Below are 25,595 nucleotides of genomic sequence, written 5' to 3'. Positions count from 1 at the left end.
TGAACTGAAACAGGCCATAACCTGTTCAGACTGATCGAAAGATCCTTAAACGCCCGGTCTATGTACCGGGCGTTTTGTTTTCCTCTGCACTCCCCTAGGCATAGCCCACACACTTGCGGCGGCACAAAACCGCTCTGCACCGGGCTAACCCAGCACTCGCGGCAACATTACGGGAATTACGCAAGGTTCGGACTAATCGCAGACAGCGAATAGCCCGTACTCAAGATCAGGAAAGATTTACCAGAACACGACCAACCTGCTGGCCAGCCAGAATGCGTGAAATGTATTCGGGCAACTGCTCAATGTTGATTTCGGTGACCAATGCATCGAGATCAACTTTCCATTGCAGTGACAGCTTGTCCCACATTGAAGCCTTGGCTACCAGCGAAAGCTCCACCGAATCCACACCCAGCAGATTCACACCACGAAGAATGAACGGCAGCACACTGCCGCTGAAACTGGTTCCGGCTGTCAGACCGCAACAGGCCACACTGGCGCCATAGCGCAGCGACTTGACCACATTGAACAGAATCTCGCCGCCTACACAATCAACCGCCGCAGCCCACTGTTCTTTAAGCAGCGGCCGTTCTATGCCGGCCTCCAGCGCCGCACGAGTAACGACGTCCTGAGCCCCTAACTGACGCAGATAAGCCGCTTGTTCCGCTTTACCTGTGGCTGCAACCACTTGATAACCAAGGCGGTTCAATAGCACCACAGCAACACTGCCCACCCCGCCAGTCGCGCCAGTTACCAGCACAGGTCCCGCATCAGGGCTCAGCCCTGAACGCTCCAATTTATCGACACACAGGGCGGCGGTCAGGCCTGCCGTGCCAAGCACCATCGTTTCGCGCAGGCTCAGCCCCTTAGGGCGCTTGATCGCCCACTGAGCAGGAACCCGAATGTACTGGCCGAAACCTCCCGCCGTATTCATACCCAGGTCATAGCCGGTGACAATCACTTCATCACCGACCCCAAACTCGGAAACACTGGAAGCCTCAACAACACCTGCGGCATCAATGCCTGGTGTATGAGGAAAGCTTTTGGTGACGCCCTTGTTACCGGAGGCCGAGAGAGCATCCTTAAAGTTCAGGGAGGAATACTTGACCCGAATAAGCAACTCCCCAGCGGGCAGCTCTGCAATATCACGGGACACAATGACCTGTTCGAATCCGCCCGAATCATTTGCCCGGGCCTGCAATGCCTTGAAGCTGCTCATTCCCTCTCCCCAATAATCTGCTTACCAGAAACGCTGTTGCAGCCTGCTCAGCCACCCCAGCACAAATTGATCCAGCGCGACACTGCCAACGATACCGACACGCTCCTGCAGGGTTTTCTTCTGCGCGAAATGCAGGTGGTACAGCTCGGCAACCTTGGCCCGCTCAGCCAAGTACTCATCGCTGGTCTTCAGCTCATCGACCAGCTGCTTTTCCTTAGCGGCCATGCCCAGCCAGACTTCGCCGGTGGCAATTTTTTCGATATCAAGCTGTGGTCGGTATTGCGCGACAAAACCCTTAAACAGCTCATGGGTCGTCTCCAGATCCTCCTGGAACTTCTCACGGCCCTTCTCAGTATTTTCACCCAACACAGTGAGCGTACGCTTGAACTCACCGGCCGTCAGGACCTCTACGTCAATGTCATGCTTCTTCAGCAGGCGATGGATGTTTGGCATCTGAGCCACAACCCCAATCGAGCCCAATACAGCAAAAGGTGCAGACATAATCCGGTTGCCGATACAGGCCATCATGTAACCGCCACTGGCAGCAACCTTGTCGATACAGATGGTCAGCGGCACCCCAGCTTGACGGATACGTGCTAACTGCGATGAGGCCAAACCATAGCTGTGGACCATGCCACCACCGCTCTCCAGCCTGACCACTACCTCATCGGCCGGGGTCGCCATGCTCAGCACCGCCGTAATTTCATGGCGCAGACTCTCGGTGGCGGATGCCTTGATATCCCCCTCGAAATCCAGCACATAAACACGAGGCTTAGTGGCACCGGCCTTTTTCTCCAGCTTGGCCGCTTTAGCCTCAGCTTTGCCCGCTGCTTTAAGCTGTTCCTTGTTCAAAACAGCGTGCTCGACACGCTCCTGCAAACCTTTGAAAAAATCATTGAGCTTGCTCACCTGCAACTGGCCGGTACCTTGGCGCCCTTTGCTGCGAATGGCAGCAATTGTCAGCAAAACCACCACAAGCGCCACAACCACCGTGACCGTTTTGGCCAGAAAGCCGATGTAATCCGCCAGAAACTCCACATCCATCCCCTTGTTCGTCAAATGCGCTCAAGCACGGCGCACACTACCTTCAAGCATACCGAGGCGGTGAATGGCGGGCCAGCTAGAGGCCAATAAACTTACTAAAACGAGAATTTCAAACAAGCGTATGTTTTTTCGTTGACAGGCCAAACGCTTCCTCATAACCTCGCCAAAACTTAGAGCGGACCGAGAAACGGACGTGGGTTGCATTTACCTGATCAGACATGGCCAAGCCTCTTTCGGCGCCGATGACTACGATGTGCTTTCACCCGTCGGTATTCGTCAGGCAGAGATTCTCGGCTCACACCTGGCTGAATTGGGAACGCGCCTTGACCGCTCCATCAGTGGCGACCTGCGTCGCCAGCAACACACGGCCAATGCAGCATTGGATCAGTTGCGCAACACCCACGGCGCTGCACCAAAGCTCGAGATTGACCCAGCCTTTAATGAATTTGATACAGAAGCGGTCATCCGCGCGCTGTTGCCAGATATGCTGACGGAAGAGCCTCAGGCCCTACATATCATGCGCAATGGCGCGACTAACCGTAATGAATTTCAGAGAATATTCTCCAAATTGATCCAACGTTGGGTCAATGCGGAATACGACAACGCCAATCTGCAAAGCTGGCAGGGTTTTGTTGAACAAGTTCAAGCTGGATTAGAGCGCATACTTAATGCAGCTGAGAGCAAACAGAATATTGCTGTTTTTACCTCTGGTGGCACTATTACTGCCCTGCTCCATCTGATTACTGGAATAGCGCCAGCCCAAGCTTTTGAGCTGAACTGGCAAATCGTCAATACCTCACTGAGCTGCCTGAAGTTTCGTGGCAGCCAAGTGAGCCTAGCTTCCTTCAACAGCCACGTGCATTTACAGCTGATGAAGGCTCCGGAGCTGATCACTTACCGATAAGCCCGGCCCTGCTCCTCTATGAGCGTAGTTAAACTAAAAAAAGGAAAACATCATGAGCGTTGCTGACATCATCCAAACCATGCACTCCAAGTTCAACGCCGGCGCTGCTGCAGGCCTGGATCTGGTTTTCCAATTCAACATCGAAGACGGTGAGAACTACGCCCTGATCGTTAAAGACGGTACCTGTGCCGTTGAGCAAGGCGACAACCCGAACGCCAACGTGACCCTGATCATGGACAGCGAAACCCTGGAAGGCATCACCAGCGGCACCACCGACGGCATGCAAGCATTCATGGCTGGCAAGCTGCGCGCCGAAGGCGACATGATGCTGGCAATGAAACTCAGCGAACTGTTCCCGGTTTAATTAAACCGATGCAGGACCGAAAAACCGGAGTCGACCGACTCCGGTTTTTTTCGTCCACTAAGCTCAATCAGGGTGCTTGATCAGTGGGCAACACGCCCATCTATAACAGCTCACTCTGTATTGTGAGCAGCACACCACAGCATTAGATTAGCCAATTATCCAGGACACCTATCATAAGTAGAAGGTATACAGATGGCGCTTACTGATCAGTCTACCCAAATACGTGAAGGCGAAGAGCTAGACGCCGCAGTTATTGACCAGTACCTCAAGGCGCACATACCGGGCCTGACAGGCCAACCCCAGATCAGCCAGTTTCCCGGTGGCGCGTCAAACCTGACCTATCTGCTGAAGTACCCAAATCAAGAGTTTGTGCTGCGTCGCCCACCGTTTGGCCACAAAGCTAAATCCGCCCACGACATGGGGCGAGAGTTCCGCATTCTCAACCACCTCAATGCCGGCTTCCCCTACTGCCCCAAGGCCTACGTGCACTGTACTGATGAGTCTGTTATGGGCTGTGAGTTCTATGTGATGCAACGGGTCAACGGCATCATCCTGCGTTCGGACATGCCCGCCGAGCTGAACTTCACACCCGAACAAACCCGAAACCTGTGCGAAAGCTTCATCGACAAGATGGTCGAGCTGCATAACGTCGATTATCAGGCCTGCGGCCTAGGTGACCTTGGCAAGCCGGAAGGTTATGTGCAACGTCAAATCAGCGGTTGGACAGACCGTTACCAGAAAGCCCTGACTCCAGATGCCCCCCTGTGGGAACCGGTCATCGCGTGGCTTAACGAGAAGATGCCCGCCGACCACTCCAAGCCTGGCATCGTGCACAACGACTACCGCTTCGATAACGTAATCCTTGATCCAACCAACCCCAGCCAGATCATCGGCGTGCTGGACTGGGAACTCACCACCATCGGTGACCCACTGATGGATCTTGGTAACACCCTGGCCTACTGGATTGAAGCAAGCGATCCGGCTCCGGTACAGCTCATGCGTCGCCAGCCGAGCAATGCCCCTGGCATGCTGACCCGGCAGGAGTTTGTTGACTATTACGCGCGTAAAGCCGGTATCGAGATCAGCAATTACGACTTTTATTACACCTATGGCCTGTTCCGTCTGGCTGGCATCGTGCAGCAAATTTATTACCGCTACTTCCACGGCCAGACCAAAGACAAGCGCTTTGCTCAGTTCATCCAGATGAACAAACTGCTTGAACAAATGAGCCTGCAAGTTATCCGCAAATCACAACTGTAATCGGCACCATTGCCCGCTAGATCAAGGAATTAGCCATGTCCAAAACACAACTGTTTGACCTCGATGGCAAGATCGCATTTGTCTCCGGTGCCAGCCGCGGCATTGGTGAAGCCATTGCCCGCCTGCTGGCCCAGCAAGGCGCCCACGTGATTGTATCCAGCCGCAAGATTGAAGGCTGTCAGGCCGTCGCCGATGCGATTATTGCCGACGGCGGCAAAGCCACTGCCATCGCCTGCCACATTGGTGAAATGGAACAGATCCAGAGTGTATTCGAGCAGATTAAAGCGCAGTTCGGTCGCCTCGATATTCTGGTCAATAACGCTGCGACCAACCCGCAGTTCTGCAATGTGCTGGACACTGACCTGTCTGCCTTCCAGAAGACCGTCGACGTGAACATCCGCGGCTACTACTTCATGTCGATCGCTGGCGGCAAGCTGATGAAAGCCAATGGCGGCGGCAGCATTATCAACGTCGCCTCTATCAACGGGGTGACACCAGGCGAGTTTCAGGGTATCTACTCCGTTACCAAAGCTGCGGTCATCAGCATGACCAAGGTTTTTGCTAAGGAGTGCGCGCCCTTCGGCATCCGCTGTAACGCTCTGCTGCCGGGTCTGACCGACACCAAATTCGCCTCTGCCCTGACCGGTAACGAAGCGATCCTGAAGATGGCCCTGCAACGCATACCGCTCAAGCGCGTCGCCGACCCAAGCGAAATGGCCGGCGCAGTGCTGTACCTTGCAAGCGATGCGTCCAGCTACACTACGGGTGTATCCCTGAACGTGGATGGCGGCCTTCTGGCCTGATCCGACTGCACTTAAAAAGAGGCTTCGGCCTCTTTTTTTATTTCAATGAAAATCCCTCAATTCACAACTGGCATTTGCCTGCGGCAGGCTTTACGGCATTATCAACGGTCGGGCGCTCAAGCTAGGGACTGGCGCACCCACACTCCTGCCTATGAGTTTCGTTGATGATACTTTCTTTGGATCCGGGTTTTGAGCTGACAACCCTGCTGATTCTTGCAGCAGTGGCTTTTCTTGCAGGCTTTATTGATGCCATAGCCGGTGGCGGTGGTCTGCTCACACTGCCCGCGCTGCTTACGGTGGGGCTGCCGCCTCATCTCGCTCTGGGCACAAACAAACTCTGCGCGACTTTCGGTTCGGCCACAGCAGCCTTTACGTTTTACAAGAGGAAGCTGTTTAGCCCCGTGCATTGGCGAAATGCCTTGATCGGTACAGCAGTGGGTGCCCTACTCGGCGCACTGATCGCCCACTGGCTACCCTCGCAATGGCTTAATCAGTTACTGCCACTGGTTGTCTTTGCTTGCGGTCTTTACCTGCTGTTTTCGAAGACACCAAACTCCACTCCCGATGCAAACGCCCCCATTGGCCAAAAGCGACAATGGCCGCAAAGCGTGTCCCTCGGTTTCTATGATGGCGTTGCAGGCCCTGGAACAGGCGCATTCTGGACTGTCAGCTCACTGCTGTTGTATCCGCTAGACCTCGTCAGGGCCAGCGGTGTAGCCCGCAGCATGAACTTTGTCAGCAACGCATGCGCGCTCAGTGTATTTATCTTTACCGGGCAAGTAGCCTGGCTCCTCGGCCTGGGCATGGGACTGACGCTGATGCTGGGGGCTTATTTAGGAGCACGAACCGCGATCGGTGGCGGAGCAAAATTCATCCGCCCGGTATTTATTATGGTCGTGCTGGCATTGACGCTCAGGCTAGTTTGGCAGCACTGGCTGGGGTAGACCAAGCCGTGTGGCGACGTAACTGTCAATCAAATAACGGGCAATCGAACGCGATGCTGGAAGTGGTGGCAGGCTGCGCACATCAAACCAGCGGGCATCTTCGATTTCGTCTTCCTGAATGATGATCTCGCCATCGGCATAGTCCGCGTGGAATCCCAGCATCATGGAGTGTGGGAACGGCCAGCATTGGCTGCCCATATACCGAATATTATCGACGCTCAGCGCCACCTCCTCGCGCACCTCTCTGCGTACACAGTTCTCTGCTGACTCACCCGGCTCAACAAATCCGGCTAGTGTGCTGTACATGCCGGGAACATAGCGTGGGGAACGGGCCAAAAGAATTTCATCACCGCGGGTCACCAGCACGATCATGCTGGGTGATATGCGAGGGTAATGGCGTATATTGCAAAGTTCACAAGACATGGCCCGCTCGCCAGGCACTTGTTGGGTCGCCTCACCACATCCGCCACAAAAGCGGTGCTCGCGAGCCCAAATACCGATCTGCGACGCATAACCCAGCATCTTGTAAGTATCGATATCGCTTTCCAACATATAGCGGCGGAGGCCTTGCCAACCCAACCCGGGCAGATCAACACAGTCTTTCAGCTCAAGCACATAAACAGCATCGTCCCCAAAGTGGCCAATGCCATGCTCGGCGATAACCGGCAGATCCTGTTTCTTAAGCCACTCACGGGGAAACAGCACGCCATTGCTGTCACAGAGGAACTGTTGCTTACAGTGGGCCACTGCCCAACCGCCCGTTACAGTCGTATCCAACACACTCGGCTGCCAGCTTGGCATCTCAGACCTCCAGTGCCATGCCCAAGGCACGGACACTTTCACTGGCAAGCTCCAGTACGTTCGACTGCTTGTCGTCGGCACCGTCTACACCACCCTCAAGGTAGTACTCAAGGCTGCTCAAAGCATCGGCCAGGGTTTCCAACATCTGTTCGGATGGCATCTGCGGTGAATCGCACATCTGCGTCTGAATATAGTCGGCACAGGCACCAACCAACGCTGCAGCGCGCTCCTGACCTAGGAACCACAATCCACCACGCAACGCATGCAAGCTGAAAGGTACGTTGGCCAAGTGCATGCGGTCACCTGACGACTCCAGATACGCCGTGATGGCCCGCTTAGCCAGGGCTAAACCACCCTGAGCCTCGTCCAACACCACGATACGAGCCTCATTCAACTGATGCTGGGCAAATGAGTCCGCTTCATTTTGTTGCGCATTAGCCCGCTGCTCACGGCGCTCGCCACGCTCGAAGTCGGCCACTACACCTTCCACATACAACAGCGAGTCAGCCATTTTATGCAGTTCATGAACTTGCGGCTGCTGATCGTTTGCCCATGCGGCCACTACCGGCAATTGCCCACTCAGCGCCGAACTGGCCGAATTCAGGCCTACCATTCCCAATGTTTTACTGAGCTTAGCCAGCAGGCTGTGCAAGGTGCCGAGGCTGTCTTTCTCGAACGTGCCACGTTCTACTAAATCCAGCATGTCCTTGAGGCTATTCAGCTCATCCCGAATAGCCGAGCTGAGCGATTGCAACACCGCCTTACCCGGACCTTCCAGACGCTGGTATTCCTCTTCCAGCATATGATCGGTAAAAGGCAGCGGCATCAGGCCATAGAGTTGCGACACTTCACTTGCCAAGGGCCCTTGCGTACCGGCTAGCGCCACAAGGTATAGCAGCTCTTTCAGCACAACCTTGGACGGTTCGTACTGACCGTTCTCCAAAATAGCTTTGAGCTCACGCTCTACCCTGGCAAAAAGAGCCTTGCGCTCCTTACGAGGTATAAGCTGGCCATCTGCATGAGCTTCCGCAGCCGCTGCAGCGATCCAAAAGAGCCGTGCCTGGGCAGTATTGCTGTGCAGGCTGTCCAACCGGGTTAAAGCCCGCTCCATCAACTTCAGCCCATCAAGCGTATTGCTTTCACGCAGATAACTGAGCAGTCCTGCCTGATATCCATGGCGCAGGCGCCTCACAGCATGGGACTTTGCCGATTCATCCAAAGTCTTCGGTACACTAGCAGGCCGGTCATTATCCAAACGTACCGTATAGAAAAAGCTCTCAGGCAAGACCGGTTGGCCGGCAGCTTGACGCAGATCATTGATCGCAGGTAGCAGTAGTTCAGGAAACTCTTGGCGGTGAGTTTCGAGATTCTCCAGATAGCGTCGCAGCACGTGCAGCGCCTTGCTCAAAGCGGTCAGAAGCGTGTTACAGGCATCATCTGCACCAACCGGTATGGCGCCAGCCTGGGTCAGCATTTCCTGAGCCAGCAGCTCAGCACCCGCTAATTCAATCAAGTTAAACGTGCCACGCACCTGCTGCAGGTTGGCGACTGCCTGCTGCAACAAACTGGCGTTGTTACGATCGACGATAAAGTGCTCGAGACAAGTTTCTGCCTCTTCAAGGGTAGCGAACAGCTCATCCCGCACCAGATTTAGCGAAGTAGCCCCTGAAGCCATGAACTAACGCCCCCCAAAGATCGTTGATGAGTTCATCAATAAACCTTGCATCAGTCCTCGAACTCCGGCTTCTGCTTACTCATCTGCGCGGTCATCGCCACACGTAAGTCAGCGGACTGGAGCATGGCAGCGTTCCAGGTGGCGACATATTCCAAGCCATCGTCAACACGATGGTCACGCATGTAACGGATCATCTCCTTGGTGCCGCGAATGGCAATTGGCGACTTGCTGGCGATTTCCCCGGCGATCCCCATCACCCCGTCCAGCAGCGCCTCGCTGCTCTCATAGGTACGATTGACCAGCCCAATACTACGAGCTTCCTCACCGTTGATAGTGCGACCGGTGTATGCCAGCTCGCGCATGATGCCGTCACCGATAATGCGCGGAAGACGCTGCAAAGTACCGACATCAGCCGCCATACCGATGTCGATCTCTTTGATGGAAAACTGAGCATCATGCGTGGCATAGCGCATGTCACAAGCGGCGATCATGTCGATGGCTCCGCCCAAGCAGTAGCCATGGATAGCTGCCAGTACTGGCTTACGGCACTGATCTATCGCATTAAAAGAGGCTTGCAGTTCAAGCACTTTGCGCCGCAGCTTTTCAGCGTTACGCCCAACATCCTTGCCCATCTGGCTGCCTAACGAAGCCAGCATCATCAGGTCGATGCCAGAAGAAAAGTGCTTGCCGGCTCCCGAGATCACTACAGCGCGCACCTCATCGGTGTCGTCGATCCACTGGAAGATTTCAATGATCTCACGCCAGAAGTCCGCATTCATTGCGTTGATTTTTTCCGGACGATTGATCACGACATGAGCGACCTTATCAGCCACCGAGACGTTAAAGGCTTTGTAGTCGTTCACGGCAGTCTTCCTTATCTAATTGCGCTGGCGCGTTATGGGAACGTTCTTATATTAAAAACTTCTCAACTATAACAATCAGAAATCAAATGTCGATGCTGCTCAATGTGACGTATTACTCGCCATGACGGGTAGACATTTTTACTCGATTCGCAGCAGCGCCAAGAACAGACCCGAAACATTGCCCACCTTTGTTCCGGGTTCTGCGGTTCAAGCTTTAATGCAATTGACGCAGTAGCGCCCATTAACCCGTTGCAAACCATGAACATCGGCATCAAAGCCCGGAAAACTGCTGTCAAACGCGCGAGCAAACTCCAGATAATCAATGATCGAACGCGTTTGCGCGGTAAATCGCTCCCCCGGCATGATCAACGGAATTCCTGGCGGGTATGGCACTAGCATGACGGCGGCAATACGCCCCTCCAGCGCCTCAATCGGTACCGCCTCCACCTCACCGCGGACCAGTTGATCGTAGGCATCCGCCGGTTTCATCACCACCTCTGGCAGTACTGTGTACATACGTTTAAGAGCTTTGGCCGTGGCATTTTCGCGGTAACACCCATGCAACGCATCACACAGGTCACGCAAGCCCATCGGCTGATAGACAGATCCACCTGCCTGGGCAATGGAAGGCAGAACCTGAGTAAGCGGCAAATTCGCATCGTAGCTGCGCTTGAACTCAAGCAACTCCGTCAGCAACGTGCTCCATTTACCCTTGGTAATCCCCATGGAGAACAGAACCAAGAACGAATACAGCCCGGTTTTTTCAACAACCAGCCCACGCTCCCACAAGAACTTACTAACCACCGCAGCTGGAATACCGCGCTCAGCCAAGGTGCCATCGGCGGTTAGACCGGGCATCGCCAATGTGACCTTGATCGGGTCCAGTAACACGTAGTCTTCAGCAACATCACCGAAGCCGTGCCAATCGGCTTGTGGGCGCAGCAACCAGTCCTGAGTCGCGACGCTATCGCTACCCTCCGCTTGTGGCGGCTGCCAAATGCTGAACCACCAATCATCCGCTGAAAGGTTCTGACGCAGGTTGGCCAGCGCACGCCGAAAGCTCAGCGCTTCGTCAAAGGTTTCCTGAACCAGTGAGCGCCCTGCTGGCCCTTCCATCATGGCGGAGGCTACATCCAGCGAGGCGATGATGCCGTACTGAGGGGACGTGGAGATGTGCATCATGAAAGCTTCGTTGAAGCGCTCATGATCGAGCTGACGCAACCCACCATCTTGAACATGAATCATTGACGCTTGGCTGAACGCAGCCAACAGCTTGTGGGTTGAGTGTGTGGTACACACCAGCGGTGCGTCCGGTGTCCGGCAGGTACCCATGCCGTAACGTCCGGCATAGAACTCATGGAAGGCCGCGTAGGCATACCAGGCTTCGTCAAAATGCAGCACTTCAACGCTGTTGCCCAAAGCCTGCTTAATCAGCTCGGCGTTGTAGCACAAACCGTCGTAGGTGGAGTTTGTAACCACCACCAGTTTGACCAACGCCCCACTACGGTTCGGCTGCCGGTTACGCGCCAACGGGCTGGCTGCAATTTTCGCCTCAATCGACTCACGACTGAACTCAGATAACGGGATCGGCCCAATGATGCCCAGCTCATTGCGCTCCGGGCATAGATATAGCGGGATCGCGCCGGTCATGATGATCGAATGGAGAATCGACTTGTGGCAATTGCGATCCACCAGCACCAGATCATCTCGCCCGACCATGCTATGCCAGACAATCTTGTTAGCCGTGGAGGTGCCGTTAATGACGAAATAGGTGTGATCAGCCCCAAAGTTTCGGGCGGCACGGGCTTCAGCTTCGGCCAAAGGGCCGGTGTGATCGAGCAACGAACCCAGCTCTGGTACTGAAACCGACAAATCCGAGCGCAGGGTGTTCTCCCCGAAAAACTGGTGGAACGCCTGCCCCACTGGACTCTTCCGGTAAGCCACGCCACCACCATGGCCCGGTGTATGCCATGAGTAGTTGGACTGTGCGGTGTGTTGCACAAGTGCCTTGAAAAACGGCGGTAACAGGCAGTCTAGGTAATTACGTGCAGCACGGGCTACTTGGCGAGCCAGAAACGGAACGGTGTCTTCAAACAGGTAGAGAATGCCGCGCAACTGGTTCAGGTCGGCCATGGCGTCAGCCGGCGCATTCTCGATAGTAACCTGTTCGCCCAGCGCAAAAATCGGCAACTGTGGTGCACGGCTGCGGGCAATGCGGATCAGCTCAACCATATCCTTGAGCAGCGTCTTGTTTTCCCCCGCCCCTTCCGCTGCGACCAGGATGCAGGCCAAGCCATGGTGGGTAGAAGCAACGATGCGCCCTTCCGCAGAACTAGCCGTCGACAGGATGTTGAAACCATCCTGTTCAAGTTCTGCCGCAATGGCGCGAACGCGATCACCGGCCACAGTGTCAGCCTTGATGTCACGGTGAACAATCAGAATGGGGAACTTGAGATCTTTATACATTATGGCGTCCCTGAAGAGCGGCAGATCGAGTCTGCCTGTCTCTTCAGGTTAGTGACTTGCCAGGTCTGAAGGAACCCCACCCGTGTACGACTGTAAGAAAAGGTCGCCAGCAGATAAGTCGAGAAGGCTTAAGCTCCGCCCTCTCCTTGCTCCATTTGAACCCACAAAGGTGGCGCCCCCGCTGACTTTTCGATCACTGCCAAACGCGCCATGTGAGCCTCAAGTTCCTCGGGGCTTGCAGTGATAACTCGCGTGCGCGGTCTGTCTGCTGGCAGGCGCTTGATAGGGGTTGCCTGCTGGCGCCCGCCATCACCATCACTACCTTCACCGGCTAGCGACAGGTTGGTCTGCCCGCCGGTCATGGCCAGATAAACGTCGGCCAGAATCTCGGCATCGAGCAAAGCGCCATGCAACTCACGGCCGGAGTTGTCTACGCCGTAGCGCTTACACAGAGCATCCAGGTTATTACGCTGACCTGGATGACGCTCACGGGCCATCAACAAGGTATCGAGGATAGAGCAATGTTCGCTGATGTCAGCGCGATCTTGCTGATTCAACAAGGCAAATTCGTTGTTGATAAAACCAACGTCGAACGCGGCGTTGTGGATGATCAGCTGGGCGCCCTTGATAAACTCAAAAAACTCATCGGCGACTTCTTTAAAGCGCGGCTTGTCCTGCACGAACTCATTCGTAATACCGTGCACCGCAATCGCGCCTTCATCAATTTCGCGATCCGGCTGGAGGTAGACATGAAAGTGCCGCCCCGTCAGGCGTCGCCCCATCAGTTCGACGCAACCGATTTCGATAATCCGGTGGCCGTCTGTAACCGGCATACCAGTGGTTTCAGTATCCAGCACCACGCTACGCATGTTTCAAACCTCTCACTTCATCAACACCGCGGTTGGCCAACTGATCAGCCCGCTCGTTACCGGCATCACCGGTATGTCCGCGCACCCACCGCCAGGTCAGGTTATGGCGATTAACCTGTTCATCCAGTTGCTGCCACAAATCAGCATTCTTAACCGGCTGTTTAGCCGCCGTCTTCCAGCCGCGTTTTTTCCAATTGGGCATCCAGTCCTGAATGCCTTGCATCAGATACTGCGAGTCAGTGACCAAGCAAACATCACAACTGCGTTTGAGTTCGGCCAACGCACGGATCGCCGCAGTCATTTCCATACGGTTGTTGGTCGTGTCAGGCTCACCGCCCCACAATTCCTTTTCCACGCCCTTATAAATAAGCAGCGCTCCCCAGCCTCCAATACCGGGATTACCTTTGCAGGCTCCGTCGGTATAGATAACGACCTGTTCACTCATGTATCTGTCATTCCACGCTTAGTCGTACAGTTCTCAGACTGTCTGGGTTCATAACGGCTGACCTGAGCCACGGGCATTGGCAGCAGCTTGCCCAAAGGCTGTCGGCTATTGACCTGATTAGGCCTTACTCCACGCACCAGTTTGCGCGCAACCAACAGATAAAACCCGGCTCCAGGCAAGTTCCAGGACTGCCCCAATCGCTCCAGCGGTGCCAGCCGATGCTGCCAAGTCAGTGAAGAAAGCGGCGGACGATAGCACCCGAAGCGTCGTTTCTCCAGCACGAAACCCAGTACATTCAGCCAGTCAGTGATTCGTTCCGGCGAAATGCAGCGAGCCTTACGCAAACCGCCACGGCTCAAGTAATGCCGTGCGCCCCAGAGGCTGGATGGATTGATACCTACGATCAACAAGTGCCCCCCTGGCCTGACGCCACGGGCAGCCTCACGCAGCAAGCCGTGCGGAACTAAACTGAAGTCCAGCCCATGCTGAAGCAGTACGGCATCTGCCGAATTCTCACTGACAGGCCATGCTTGGTCTTCGCAGACAATATCTACACCACTAAACGGCGCCCCCAACCGAACGCTGCGCTGTATCTTGCCGGGTTGCGGAGGTTTTTCTGCGGCGGGGCCGTAGTGCAGCAGAAAACCTCCAAATAGACGCGCCAGTTCCTCCTCAAGCCAGGGCTGCTCCTGAGTCAGCAGCAGCTGACCTAAAGGCCCTGCCAGCCAGTCTCTGGCTGCCCGGTTTAGGGTAAGCCAGTCTTTGTCAGCGCTACTCAGTGTATGTAGGGCCATAACCTTCACCTTCTATTGCCAGCCCCCATGCGCAGGAGGTGTTTACACTGCGTGACGACCGGAGAAAACTGAGTGCTGGCTCGACGCTCACGCACGCAAAACCTAAGATGCACCTTTGTGACCTAGTTGGCGACCATCACATGATTAAAATCGACGCATTACCGGCCTTTAATGACAACTATATATGGCTCCTGCAAGCCATCGACGCGCGCCGATGTGCAGTTGTTGATCCCGGTGATGCTGCCCCGGTGTTGGCTTGGCTGAAAGATAATCCGGGATGGCAACTCACCGATATTCTGATCACTCACCATCATCACGATCATGTCGGCGGCGTTGAGCAACTCAAATCAGTCACTGGCGCGCGAGTGGCTGGTCCGGCCAAAGAGAAGATTCCTGGCCGTGATCTGGCTCTGGACGATGGTGACAGTATCGAAGTCCTAGGCGTGCGCTTCAACATCTTAGCGGTGCCTGGCCATACATTAGGGCACATTGCCTACGTTCAACCTGAGCAGCACTGGTTGTTCTGTGGCGATACCCTTTTCGCTGCGGGCTGCGGACGCCTGTTCGAAGGGACACCCGAGCAGATGCATACCTCACTACAACGCTTTGCTGCCTTGCCTGAGCAGACCCACGTGTACTGCACACACGAATACACCCTGAGCAACCTGCGATTTGCTGTCGCGGTTGAACCGGGCAACCAGCGCCTGCAGCAGCGCTTTACCGAGGTCACTCAGTGGCGTGAAGAAGGAAAAATCAGCCTGCCATCAACGATTGGCTTAGAAAAAGCCACCAACCCTTTCCTGCGCTGCAGCGAGCCCGAAATTATTGCGTCTATCACGCAGCAAAAAGGCCTTGAAGCGGAGTCGCCCGTGGCGGTCTTTGCTGCACTGCGAGCCTGGAAAGACACGTTCTGAAATGATCATTACGTCGCAAACAGTGGGCTGAAACTTGACCATGAAAGGGTCGATTCCTAGAATCGTCCGACATTTTTTACGGGATACACACCACAGCCAATGCCTTTATCACCTAGCAAGCCATTGAATTTTAAGGCATTGGCACAAGGCATCCGTAGCCTTGTGGTGATCATGTGCGTGGTGCTCGCCGGTTGTCAGACCACACCAGAGCCCCCCGATAGCAGCCGCAACACAGACCTTGCTGTTGGTCTCAACCGTGAACCCGAATGGCTTAAAACTACTGCCCGTGATGCCGAAAAACAGCCCAAAGACATCTGGGAGCGGGTACGCAGTGGCTATCAATTACAAGAGACCATTGGCCTCAATCCCCGTATTGAGCAGCAGCGTTTATGGTTCGTCAGCAACTCCTCCTTTGTAGAAAAAGCGGCTAACAGCAGCAGCCCTTATATTCACTATATTGTGGAGCGTCTCGAACAGCACAACATGCCAACTGAACTGGCTCTGCTGCCGATGATCGAAAGTGCCTACAACCCAATGGCCTACTCTAGGGCCCATGCAGTTGGGCTTTGGCAATTTATTCCCTCGACCGGACGCAACTTTAATCTGCGCCAGACCAACTGGTACGACGGGCGCCGCGATGTCACCGCGTCCACCCAAGCGGCCATCGACTACCTGAGCCGCCTCAAGGAAATGTTCAATGGCGACTGGCTGCTGGCCTTGGCGGCATACAACGCCGGTGAAGGGCGTGTCAGCCGGGCCATTGAGCGGAATGAGAAGCTGGGCCTGCCAACCGATTATTGGAACTTGTCCCTGCCGACTGAAACCCAGAACTACGTGCCAAAGCTTCTCGCCCTGTCACAGGTGATCATGACGCCACAAGCCTATGGCGTGAGCTTGGCACCGATCGCCAACGAGCCCTACTTCGAAAAAGTAGCGTTCAATCAGCGTATGGACTTGGCCAGGGTTGCCAAGATCACCAATCTCGATGAAACCGAACTCGAATTGCTCAATCCGGCTTACAAGCGCGGCGTCACCCATGACGGCCCTAAACACCTTCTGGTCCCAGCCGATAAAGCTGAACAGTTCAGCGCTAGCCTTTCCTTGCTAAAGGCCGATGAGCAGGTGAGCTGGCAAGAGTACCGCGTTAGACCCGGCGACAGTCTGCACAGTATCGCTAACCGGAATCAGATCACGGTCAACACCCTCAAAGACATCAACAAACTCTCCAGCAACAACCTTAGCGTTGGACAACTGTTGAGCATACCAACTGAGCCAACCTCGCGGCACGAACCGCTGTATCAGCGTCGTACAGTCGACACCACAGTTGCCACTAGCCGCCCTGTCACCGGCCGCACGTATCGAGTGAAAGATGGCGACAACCTGTGGCAAATCGCTCAGCGCAATAATGTAAAGGTCAGTGACATACAGCGCTGGAACAGGCTCTCAGGCAACAGCCTACGCGTCGGCCAGGTCCTCAACCTGCACGGTAGTGCGACAAACCTGGCTCAGCAAACCCGTACAACCCGTCAGCAACCGCGTCAAAATGTCACTTACTATCGCGTGCGCTCGGGAGACTCGATGTATGAAATTGCACGGCGCTTCAATGTATCCATGAGCAGTTTGCAAAACTGGAACCCCAAGGCTGGAAAATCGCTACGCCCTGGTCAGACGTTAACCCTGTACACTGCCAACTAGCGGGGCAATCATGGCTGCTGAGCGACCCCATCATTGCCTACAGCCTAGTGTTAACACAGAGCCGATTAACCACATCACCTTACATCTGCCGTAGAGAATAGTCATAAAGATAAAACGGCTTAATGGAACCCTCGTTCGAGTGCTCTTTTTCGCACCCCTACAAGCTGTTAATGTGCCCCTCAGAAGCCCTTTGACGCCACGGATCGGATACTTTATTGAATGCGTCCCCTCCTCTCGCTGATTTTCCTGACCTGCTTCATACAAAGCGCTTGGGCAGAAGTTTACGTAAGTCATGGGTTCGCCCAGTTTGGCGACCTGAAATATCCATCGACCTTCAAGCATTTTGACTGGGTAAACCCGCAAGCCCCAAAAGGCGGAACCTTGCGGATGATGGCATCGGGCACCTTCGACACACTTAACCCCTATACCATCAAGGGCTCTAGCCCTACTAGCAGCCCTAACTTCCTGCAATATGGCGTCAATGAACTTAACGCTCCACTGATGGTGGGAACGGGAATCTATGACCCTTCCGGGGATGAGCCGGCCTCCAGTTATGGTCTGGTCGCAGAGTCTGTGGAATACAGTGATGATCGCAGCTGGGTGGTTTTCAATATCCGCCCCCAAGCGCGCTTTCATGACAACACGCCTATAACCGCCTATGACGTGGCCTTCTCCTACCGTTTGCTGCTCAAGGAAGGCCATCCGCAATACAGGGCCAATCTTCAGGAAGTAAAGCGAGTAGACATACTCAACCGTCTGAGTATTCGCTTCATCCTAAAACGCCCTAATAGCGCTTTACAGATACTGCGCCTGGGCGAATTGCCTGTGCTGCCCCAACACTATTGGAAAAATCGGGACTTCAAAGCCACAACATTTGAGCCGCCACTAGGAAATGGACCGTATCGAATCAGCCGGGTAACGCCTGGACGCAGCCTGACATTTGAGCGGGTAAAAGACTGGTGGGGGGCGGATTTACCGGTTAATCGCGGCAAGTACAATTTCGACCGGGTTGAGGTCGAGTTTTACCGTGACAGTAATGTGGCTTTCGAAGCCTTTAAAGCAGACGAATTTGACATCTATATCGAACAGCAGGCGAAAAACTGGGCTACTGCCTACCGCTTCCCTGCCCTCGTTCGTGGCGAGGTGATTCGCGCTGAAATCCCGCACAAGATCCCGACACAAACCCAAGCGCTCTTTATGAACACCCGCCGGGCAGTTTTTGCCGAACGCAAAGTGCGCGAAGCCATGGGCCTGATGTTCGACTTTGAGTGGGCCAATCGAGCGCTGTTCAATAGTTCTTATACCCGCGCCAAAAGCTACTTCCCGAACAGCGAATTTTCCGCCACGGGAAAGCCCATTGGCGCTGAATGGTTGCTGCTTTCACCCTATCGTAAACAGCTTCAAGCACGTCTGTTCACAGAGCCCTACAGTGTGCCCCACACTGACGGACGGGGAATCCCCCGTGAAAACCTACGCAAAGCACTGAGCCTATTGGCCGAGGCGGGTTGGAAACCATCCGGGCAACGATTATTGAATAGCAAAGGCCAACCCTTCCGTTTCGAGATATTGCTCGTCAACCCGAATCTAGAGCGAATCTTACAGTCGTATACAAGGAATCTAGCCAGCATCGGTATCCAGGTTAGCTTGCGCACGGTTGATCGTGCTCAATACAAGCAGCGACTTGATCAATACGACTTCGACATGATTCTCACCACTCTCGCCCAAACTTTAAGCCCCGGTATTGAGCAGTCCCTGTACTTCCACTCATCCCAGGCCACTGTCAAAGGCGGACGCAACTATGCGGGTGTCGCCCACCCTGTCGTGGATGCCATGATCGAAAAATTGTTATCAGCCCAGAGCCGCGACCAACAAGTTGCTGCGACTAAAGCCCTTGACCGGGTATTGTTGTGGCAGCACTACAGCATTCCTAACTGGTATATCGATTACCATCGACTGGCTTACCGAAACCGATTTGCATTCGTCACCACGCCGCCCTACACCTTGGGGTTACGTAGTTGGTGGCTGAAATCCATGGAGAAAGCTGAATGACCCATGCTGCTCTGCGCGCACTTGCCCACGTTAGCGGGATTATCCTGCTAGGTGCCGCCAGCCTCACTCTGGCTGCACCGCAACATGCTCTGACGCTGTATGACGAAGCCCCTAAATACCCCGCAGGCTTTAAGCACTTCGAATACGTAAATCCCGATGCCCCCAAAGGCGGCACACTACGCCAGGCAGGCTTCGGCAGTTTCGATAGCCTCAACCCCTTCATCAGTAAAGGGGTCCCGGCTGACGACATCAACATGATTTATGACACCCTGCTCATCCAGAGCATGGATGAGCCCTTTACGGTCTATGGACTGTTGGCCGAGAAAATCGAGAAGGCCGATGACTGTTCTTGGGTGCGGTTTTACCTGCGCCCTGAAGCACGTTTTCACGACGCCAAGCCGGTTACAGCTGAAGACGTCAAATTCACCTTCGACTTGCTGATGAGCAAAGGCGCACCGATGTATCGCGGTTACTATGCCGAGGTTGAGCGTGCCGAAGTTGAAGCACCTAACGTGGTTAAGTTTGTCTTCAAGCATGCTGGTAACCGTGAACTGCCTTTGATCGTTGGCCAGCTTCCGGTACTGCCAAAACACTGGTGGGAAAATCGTGATTTCACCAAGGGCAATCTTGAAGTACCACTGGGCAGTGGACCGTATCAAGTCGGCAAAGTGCAGGCTGGCCGCTCCATCCGCTATGAGCGGGTCAAGGATTGGTGGGGTAAAAATCTGCCAGTGAGCCGTGGTTTCTACAATTTCGACACCCTGCAAATCGACTATTACCGCGATAACACGGTCGCCCTTGAGGCACTCAAAGCCGGTCATTTCGACTTCTGGCAAGAAACCAGCGCCAAAAACTGGGCCACTGCCTACAACATACCGGCAGTAGCAGACGGTCAGCTGATCAAGGAAGAAATCACCAACTACAACCCGGTGGGTATGCAGGGTTTTATTTTCAACACCCGTCGCCCGATCTTCAGTGATAACCGTGTACGCGAAGCCTTTTCGCTTCTGTTTGACTTCGAATGGACCAACCGCCAACTGTTCAACGGCGCGTACACACGCACCCATAGCTATTTTGAAAACTCTGAACTAAGCGCCACCGGTCTGCCCTCAGAAGCAGAACTGGCGCTGCTAGAGCCGTTACGCGAGCAGGTACCGGCGAAAGTATTTAGCGAAGCTTATGAGCCGCCTGTCACCAATGGCGACGGTATCATCCGTGAGCAGCAACGGCGCGCCTATCAATTGCTGCAAGAGGCTGGCTGGCGTGTAGACGGTGACAAGATGCTGGATGCCAACGGCCAACCGGTAAGCTTTGAGTTTCTGCTGGCACAGACCGAATTCGAACGCGTTCTTCTCCCCTACAAGCGCAACCTGTCTGATCTCGGCATCGACATGATTATCCGTCGGGTAGACGTGTCCCAGTACATTAACCGACTGCGCTCTAGGGATTACGACATGATTGTCGGCAACTTCCCCCAATCCTCATCCCCGGGTAATGAGCAGCGCGAATACTGGCACTCCAGCAGTGCAGATAACCCCGGCAGCCGCAATTTGATCGGCCTCAAGGAGCCAGCGATCGACAGCTTGGTCAACACACTGATCAAGTCTGACTCGAGACAACAGCTGATCACCAGCGCCCGTGCTCTGGACCGTGTGCTGCAGTGGGGGCATTACGTGGTGCCAAACTGGCACATCAAAACCTGGCGAGTCGCCTACTGGAACCACTTCGAGCACCCCGCCGTCAGCCCTAAGTATGATATTGGCATACACACTTGGTGGTCCCGCGACGTGCCCCAGGCATCCGAAACTGAATCAGTAACCCCAGGTTCGGAGCAATAACATGCTGGCGTACATACTGCGGCGATTGCTGCTGATCATTCCGACCCTGTTCGGAATTCTGCTGATCAACTTTGTCATCATCCAGGCCGCTCCAGGTGGCCCTGTAGAGCAGATGATTGCCAAGCTTGAAGGCTTTGATGGTGCCACCAGCCGAGTAGCCGGCGGTGGCGCAGAAGTCTCCGTTGCCGGCTCAAACTACCGAGGGGCGCAGGGCCTCGACCCGGATCTGATCAAAGAAATTGAAAAGATGTACGGGTTTGATAAATCTGCACCTGAACGCTTCTGGCTGATGGTCAAAAGCTATGCGCAACTGGACTTCGGCTCAAGTTTCTTCCGGGATGCCAAAGTCATCGACCTGATTATCGAAAAGATGCCTGTCTCCATCTCCCTCGGGCTATGGAGCACCCTGATCATGTACCTAGTATCGATCCCCCTGGGGATCGCCAAAGCCACGCGAAATGGAAGTGCATTCGATGTCTGGACAAGCTCAGCCATCATCATTGGCTACGCCATTCCAGCTTTCCTGTTCGCCATTCTGCTCATCGTGCTGTTTGCCGGTGGCAGCTACTGGGACTGGTTCCCCCTTCGCGGTCTGACCTCTAACAACTTTGATGAACTGACCTTCACTGGCAAGGTGCTGGACTACTTCTGGCACCTGGCCCTGCCTGTTACAGCGCTAGTCATTGGCAACTTCGCCACCCTCACCCTGCTGACTAAAAACAGCTTTCTCGATGAGATCAACAAACAGTATGTGGTTACTGCCCGAGCCAAAGGCCTGACCAATAACCGCGTGCTCTACGGCCATGTATTCCGCAACGCCATGTTGATCATCATTGCCGGTTTCCCCGCCGCTTTTATTGGCGTGTTTTTCACCGGCTCCCTGCTGATCGAAGTAATTTTCTCCCTCGACGGCCTGGGACTGATGAGTTTTGAAGCCGCCATAAACCGTGACTACCCGGTGGTGTTTGGCACCCTGTTTATTTTTACGCTGCTAGGTCTGGTGGTGAAATTGATCGGCGACATTACCTACACCCTGGTCGACCCTCGTATCGACTTCGAGAGCCGGGAGTAACCAGATGAAATTGTCTCCTATTGCGCAACGTCGGCTGAAGCTGTTCAAGGCTCACAAACGTGGCTGGTGGTCACTGTGGATCTTCCTCACGCTGTTCGTCATCACCCTCGGTGCCGAACTTATCGCCAACGACAAACCACTGGTTGTCAGCTACGACAACGCCTTGTATTTCCCCGTGTTCAAGCGCTACCCAGAAACCGCCTTCGGCGGCGAGTTTCCGCTACAGCCCAATTACAAAAGCCCGTATTTCCAGGAGTTAATCAAGGCCAAAGAAGGCTGGATGATCTGGCCTCCGATCCCTTACAACTACTCCAGCATCAACTACGACCTGCAAGTCCCTGCCCCCGCCCCACCTTCTGCGGAAAACTGGCTGGGCACTGATGATCAAGGCCGCGATGTACTGGCCCGGGTCATATACGGCTTCCGTATATCGGTACTGTTTGCCCTCACGTTGACCATCATCAGTTCAATCATTGGTGTGTTCGCAGGGGCTATTCAAGGCTTTTACGGTGGCTGGGTTGATCTAGCGGGTCAGCGCTTTCTCGAAATTTGGTCGGGACTTCCGGTGTTGTACCTGCTGATCATCCTGGCGAGTTTCGTGCAGCCAAACTTTTGGTGGTTGCTGGGAATCATGCTACTGTTCTCATGGATGAGCCTGGTTGATTTGGTGCGCGCGGAATTCCTGCGCGGGCGCAATCTCGAATACGTCCGCGCAGCCCGAGCGCTGGGCATGCAGAACAGCGCCATCATGTTCCGGCATATTCTGCCTAATGCCATGGTCTCCACCCTGACCTTTATGCCCTTCATTCTCACCAGTGCGATTGGCACCCTGACTGCATTGGACTTCCTCGGCTTTGGCCTTCCACCCGGCTCACCATCACTCGGCGAACTGGTTGCACAAGGTAAATCCAACCTTCAAGCACCTTGGCTGGGCATGAGTGCGTTTGTCATTCTGGCCCTGATGTTGAGCCTGCTAGTGTTTATTGGTGAGGCTGCACGTGATGCCTTTGACCCAAGGAAATAAGATGACCGAATCCAGTAGTCTGATCGAAATCAAGGATCTCGCCGTCGAATTTACCAGCGGTGATAAAACCCAGCGCGTCGTTCACCGGGTTAGTTTTACTATCCACCGCGGTGAAACGGTCGCATTGGTGGGCGAAAGCGGTTCTGGTAAATCAGTGACCGCACATTCGATTCTGCGCCTACTGCCCTACCCCATTGCTCAACACCCCAGCGGCAGCATCCAGTTCAATCAACAAGATCTGCTCAAGCTCAGTGAAAAGCAGATGCGCAGTATTCGTGGCAACCGTATTGCCATGGTGTTTCAGGAGCCCATGACCTCACTGAACCCACTGCACACCATAGAAAAACAGATCAACGAAGTGCTCTACTTGCACAAAGGCCTGCGCAATAAAGAAGCCACCAAGCGCACTCTTGAGCTGCTTGAACTGGTTGGCATCCCAGAACCTCACAAACGTCTGAAGTCGTACCCCCACGAACTATCAGGTGGTCAAAGACAACGTGTGGTGATCGCAATGGCACTGGCCAATGAGCCAGAGCTGCTAATCGCAGACGAACCGACCACAGCACTGGACGTTACCGTTCAACTGAAAATTCTCGGCTTACTCAAAGACCTGCAAGCCAGGCTGGGCATGGCGATCCTACTGATCAGTCACGACCTCAATTTGGTTCGACGTATTGCCAACCGTGTCTGCGTCATGAAGCAAGGTGAAATCGTCGAGCAGGCTGAATGCGAGACGCTGTTTACCTCACCGCAACACCCCTACACCAAACTGCTGCTAGATGCTGAACCCAGTGGCAAAGCGGCTGATCAGCCCGCCGGTAAACCCTTGCTAGAAGTGGATAATCTACGCATCTGGTTTCCGATAAAAAAAGGACTTCTGCGCCGCACGGTTGATCACGTGAAGGCCGTCGACGGCATTAACTTCAGCCTGCCACAAGGACATACCCTTGGCATTGTTGGAGAAAGCGGCTCCGGCAAGTCAACGCTCGGCCTGGCTATACTCCGGCTGATCAACAGCGAGGGCAATATCAGCTTCAACGGGAAAGCCATTCAAAGCCTGACACAGACAGAAGTCCGGCCATTGCGGCGCCAGATGCAGGTGGTTTTCCAAGATCCTTTTGGCAGCCTTAGCCCCCGCATGTCCGTTGGCCAGATCATTGGGGAAGGCTTGCGTATTCACAAAATTGGCAGCGAAGAGGAACAGGAAAAAGCCATCATCGAGGTGCTCAAAGAAGTCGGACTCGATCCAGAAACCCGACATCGCTATCCTCATGAGTTTTCCGGTGGCCAGAGACAGCGTATCGCTATCGCCCGCGCGTTGGTACTCAAGCCTGAAATGATCCTGCTGGACGAGCCTACCTCAGCCTTGGACCGCACCGTACAGCGACAAGTGGTTGAGCTGCTGCGTAATCTCCAGATCAAGTACAACCTGACCTACTTGTTCATTAGCCATGATTTGGCGGTTGTCAGAGCCTTGAGTCATCAGGTGATGGTGGTCAAACAAGGAAAAGTTGTCGAACAGGGCCCCGCAGAAAGTGTCTTCGCAGCGCCACAGAACATCTATACACAACAGTTACTGGAAGCGGCCTTTATGGCCCCAGCTAATTAATCCTTGTAGACAGGAAGAGGAATCACACACATGGGTTTTCTAACCGGCAAGCGCGTCCTGATCGTTGGTGTCGCCAGCAAGCTGTCCATCGCCTCGGGTATTGCCGCTGCAATGCACCGTGAAGGCGCCGAACTGGCCTTCACCTATCAGAACGACAAGCTCAAAGGCCGCGTGGAAGAATTCGCCGCCGGCTGGGGCTCCAGCGCAGAACTGTGCTTCCCGTGCGACGTTGCCAATGACGACGATATCACCGCCGTATTCGAAGCCTTGAGCAAGAAGTGGGATGGTCTGGACTGCATCGTTCACTCTGTAGGTTTTGCTCCTGGCGATCAACTGGATGGTGACTTCACCGACGTCACCACCCGTGAAGGTTTCCGCATTGCTCATGACATCAGCGCCTATAGCTTCGTCGCCCTGGCGAAAGCCGGCCGCGAAATGATGAAGGGCCGTAACGGTAGCCTGCTGACCCTCTCCTATCTGGGTGCAGAACGCACCATGCCTAACTACAACGTTATGGGCATGGCCAAAGCTAGCCTGGAAGCCGGTGTACGCTACCTCGCAGGCAGCCTCGGCCCAGAAGGCACCCGCGTTAACGCTGTATCCGCTGGCCCAATCCGTACGCTCGCTGCTTCCGGTATTAAGAGCTTCCGCAAAATGCTGGCTGCTAACGAGAAGCAAACTCCGCTGCGCCGCAACGTGACCATCGAAGAAGTGGGTAACGCAGCAGCGTTCCTCTGCTCCGACCTGGCTTCCGGTGTAAGCGGTGAAATCATGTACGTTGATGGCGGCTTCAACACCACCGCTATGGGCAACCTCGAAGACTAATCAGCTTCAGATAAGAGCCTACAAGCGCCCGGTGCATTGCTCCGGGCGTTTTTATTTGTGGTCGGCAAGCCCACTCGAGGGCTCCTTAGAAAACATGGCTGTAAACCATCACAATAAAAAA

Annotated in this window: 22 protein-coding genes; 13 read left to right on the top strand and 9 right to left on the bottom strand. The window is 54.5% G+C overall.

Features of this window, described 5'->3' with window-relative positions; translation table 11 throughout:
* Positions 1 to 226: 226 nt before the first annotated feature.
* Positions 227 to 1,216 carry a YhdH/YhfP family quinone oxidoreductase gene (locus tag WG219_09095; protein WXL27592.1) on the bottom strand — a complete coding sequence of 330 codons (990 nt, stop codon included), beginning with the start codon at positions 1,214 to 1,216 and terminating at the stop codon, positions 227 to 229.
* Between the two features lie 21 nt (positions 1,217 to 1,237).
* On the bottom strand, positions 1,238 to 2,254 hold the full coding sequence (gene sohB / locus WG219_09090; protein WXL27977.1) for a protease SohB: 1,017 nt from the start codon (positions 2,252 to 2,254) through the stop codon (positions 1,238 to 1,240).
* 199 nt (positions 2,255 to 2,453) lie between these two features.
* On the opposite strand from sohB, the gene WG219_09085 reads away from it, so the two are divergent.
* From WG219_09085 to WG219_09065, 5 genes are all read left to right on the top strand, one after another.
* Positions 2,454 to 3,164 (top strand): histidine phosphatase family protein, encoded by a 711-nt coding sequence (locus WG219_09085; protein ID WXL27591.1) that lies wholly within the window; start codon positions 2,454 to 2,456, stop codon positions 3,162 to 3,164.
* Between the two features lie 49 nt (positions 3,165 to 3,213).
* Complete coding sequence (locus WG219_09080) at positions 3,214 to 3,528, top strand: SCP2 sterol-binding domain-containing protein (GenBank protein ID WXL27976.1); 315 nt, start codon at positions 3,214 to 3,216, stop codon at positions 3,526 to 3,528.
* A gap of 192 nt (positions 3,529 to 3,720) precedes the next feature.
* Positions 3,721 to 4,788 carry a phosphotransferase family protein gene (locus tag WG219_09075; protein ID WXL27590.1) on the top strand — a complete coding sequence of 356 codons (1,068 nt, stop codon included), beginning with the start codon at positions 3,721 to 3,723 and terminating at the stop codon, positions 4,786 to 4,788.
* Positions 4,789 to 4,823: 35 nt separating this feature from the next.
* The gene (locus WG219_09070) at positions 4,824 to 5,591 is read left to right on the top strand and encodes an SDR family oxidoreductase (protein WXL27589.1); all 768 of its coding nucleotides are present in this window, start codon (positions 4,824 to 4,826) and stop codon (positions 5,589 to 5,591) included.
* A 164-nt stretch (positions 5,592 to 5,755) separates the two neighbouring features.
* On the top strand, positions 5,756 to 6,535 hold the full coding sequence (locus tag WG219_09065) for a TSUP family transporter (protein ID WXL27588.1): 780 nt from the start codon (positions 5,756 to 5,758) through the stop codon (positions 6,533 to 6,535).
* Here WG219_09065 and nudC read toward each other — a convergent pair.
* The 7 genes from nudC to WG219_09030 all read right to left on the bottom strand — a co-directional run bounded on the left by nudC (position 6,509) and on the right by WG219_09030 (position 14,448).
* A complete protein-coding gene (nudC, locus tag WG219_09060; protein ID WXL27587.1) occupies positions 6,509 to 7,336 on the bottom strand; it encodes an NAD(+) diphosphatase in 828 nt (275 codons plus the stop codon). The two genes, WG219_09065 and nudC, sit on opposite strands and share 27 nt — an antisense overlap.
* Position 7,337: 1 nt before the next feature.
* Positions 7,338 to 9,011 (bottom strand): ferrous iron transporter B, encoded by a 1,674-nt coding sequence (locus tag WG219_09055; protein WXL27586.1) that lies wholly within the window; start codon positions 9,009 to 9,011, stop codon positions 7,338 to 7,340.
* 50 nt (positions 9,012 to 9,061) lie between these two features.
* Positions 9,062 to 9,874: a crotonase/enoyl-CoA hydratase family protein gene (locus WG219_09050; protein ID WXL27585.1), complete on the bottom strand. Its 813-nt coding sequence runs from the start codon at positions 9,872 to 9,874 to the stop codon at positions 9,062 to 9,064.
* Positions 9,875 to 10,081: 207 nt separating this feature from the next.
* Positions 10,082 to 12,340, bottom strand: a complete 2,259-nt coding sequence (locus WG219_09045) for an Orn/Lys/Arg decarboxylase N-terminal domain-containing protein (GenBank protein WXL27584.1) — start codon at positions 12,338 to 12,340, stop codon at positions 10,082 to 10,084.
* 128 nt (positions 12,341 to 12,468) lie between these two features.
* Positions 12,469 to 13,209 carry a DNA polymerase III subunit epsilon gene (dnaQ, locus tag WG219_09040; protein WXL27583.1) on the bottom strand — a complete coding sequence of 247 codons (741 nt, stop codon included), beginning with the start codon at positions 13,207 to 13,209 and terminating at the stop codon, positions 12,469 to 12,471.
* On the bottom strand, positions 13,202 to 13,654 hold the full coding sequence (rnhA, locus tag WG219_09035; GenBank protein ID WXL27582.1) for a ribonuclease HI: 453 nt from the start codon (positions 13,652 to 13,654) through the stop codon (positions 13,202 to 13,204). Before rnhA ends, dnaQ begins: the two co-directional genes overlap by 8 nt.
* Positions 13,651 to 14,448, bottom strand: a complete 798-nt coding sequence (locus WG219_09030; protein ID WXL27581.1) for a methyltransferase domain-containing protein — start codon at positions 14,446 to 14,448, stop codon at positions 13,651 to 13,653. Before WG219_09030 ends, rnhA begins: the two co-directional genes overlap by 4 nt.
* 140 nt (positions 14,449 to 14,588) lie before the next feature.
* Here WG219_09030 and gloB point away from each other — a divergent pair, with 140 nt between their 5' ends.
* From gloB to fabI, 8 genes are all read left to right on the top strand, one after another.
* On the top strand, positions 14,589 to 15,362 hold the full coding sequence (gloB, locus tag WG219_09025) for a hydroxyacylglutathione hydrolase (GenBank protein ID WXL27580.1): 774 nt from the start codon (positions 14,589 to 14,591) through the stop codon (positions 15,360 to 15,362).
* A gap of 99 nt (positions 15,363 to 15,461) precedes the next feature.
* Positions 15,462 to 17,057, top strand: coding sequence for a LysM peptidoglycan-binding domain-containing protein (locus WG219_09020; protein WXL27579.1), 1,596 nt, complete (start codon positions 15,462 to 15,464; stop codon positions 17,055 to 17,057).
* Between the two features lie 219 nt (positions 17,058 to 17,276).
* On the top strand, positions 17,277 to 19,106 hold the full coding sequence (locus WG219_09015) for an extracellular solute-binding protein (GenBank protein ID WXL27578.1): 1,830 nt from the start codon (positions 17,277 to 17,279) through the stop codon (positions 19,104 to 19,106).
* Complete coding sequence (locus tag WG219_09010) at positions 19,103 to 20,944, top strand: extracellular solute-binding protein (GenBank protein WXL27577.1); 1,842 nt, start codon at positions 19,103 to 19,105, stop codon at positions 20,942 to 20,944. The genes WG219_09015 and WG219_09010 overlap by 4 nt, the downstream gene beginning before the upstream one ends.
* A gap of 1 nt (position 20,945) precedes the next feature.
* The gene (locus WG219_09005; protein WXL27576.1) at positions 20,946 to 22,016 is read left to right on the top strand and encodes a microcin C ABC transporter permease YejB; all 1,071 of its coding nucleotides are present in this window, start codon (positions 20,946 to 20,948) and stop codon (positions 22,014 to 22,016) included.
* 4 nt (positions 22,017 to 22,020) lie between these two features.
* Positions 22,021 to 23,040 (top strand): ABC transporter permease, encoded by a 1,020-nt coding sequence (locus WG219_09000; GenBank protein ID WXL27575.1) that lies wholly within the window; start codon positions 22,021 to 22,023, stop codon positions 23,038 to 23,040.
* Between the two features lies 1 nt (position 23,041).
* Positions 23,042 to 24,649, top strand: a complete 1,608-nt coding sequence (locus WG219_08995; protein ID WXL27574.1) for an ABC transporter ATP-binding protein — start codon at positions 23,042 to 23,044, stop codon at positions 24,647 to 24,649.
* A 30-nt stretch (positions 24,650 to 24,679) separates the two neighbouring features.
* A complete protein-coding gene (gene fabI / locus WG219_08990) occupies positions 24,680 to 25,474 on the top strand; it encodes an enoyl-ACP reductase FabI (GenBank protein WXL27573.1) in 795 nt (264 codons plus the stop codon).
* Positions 25,475 to 25,595 lie beyond the last annotated feature (121 nt).

The organism is Pseudomonas mendocina, from assembly GCA_037482215.1.
Taxonomy (GTDB): Bacteria; Pseudomonadota; Gammaproteobacteria; order Pseudomonadales; family Pseudomonadaceae; genus Aquipseudomonas; species Aquipseudomonas mendocina_E.
This window is presented reverse-complemented; position numbering and strand designations above follow the sequence as displayed.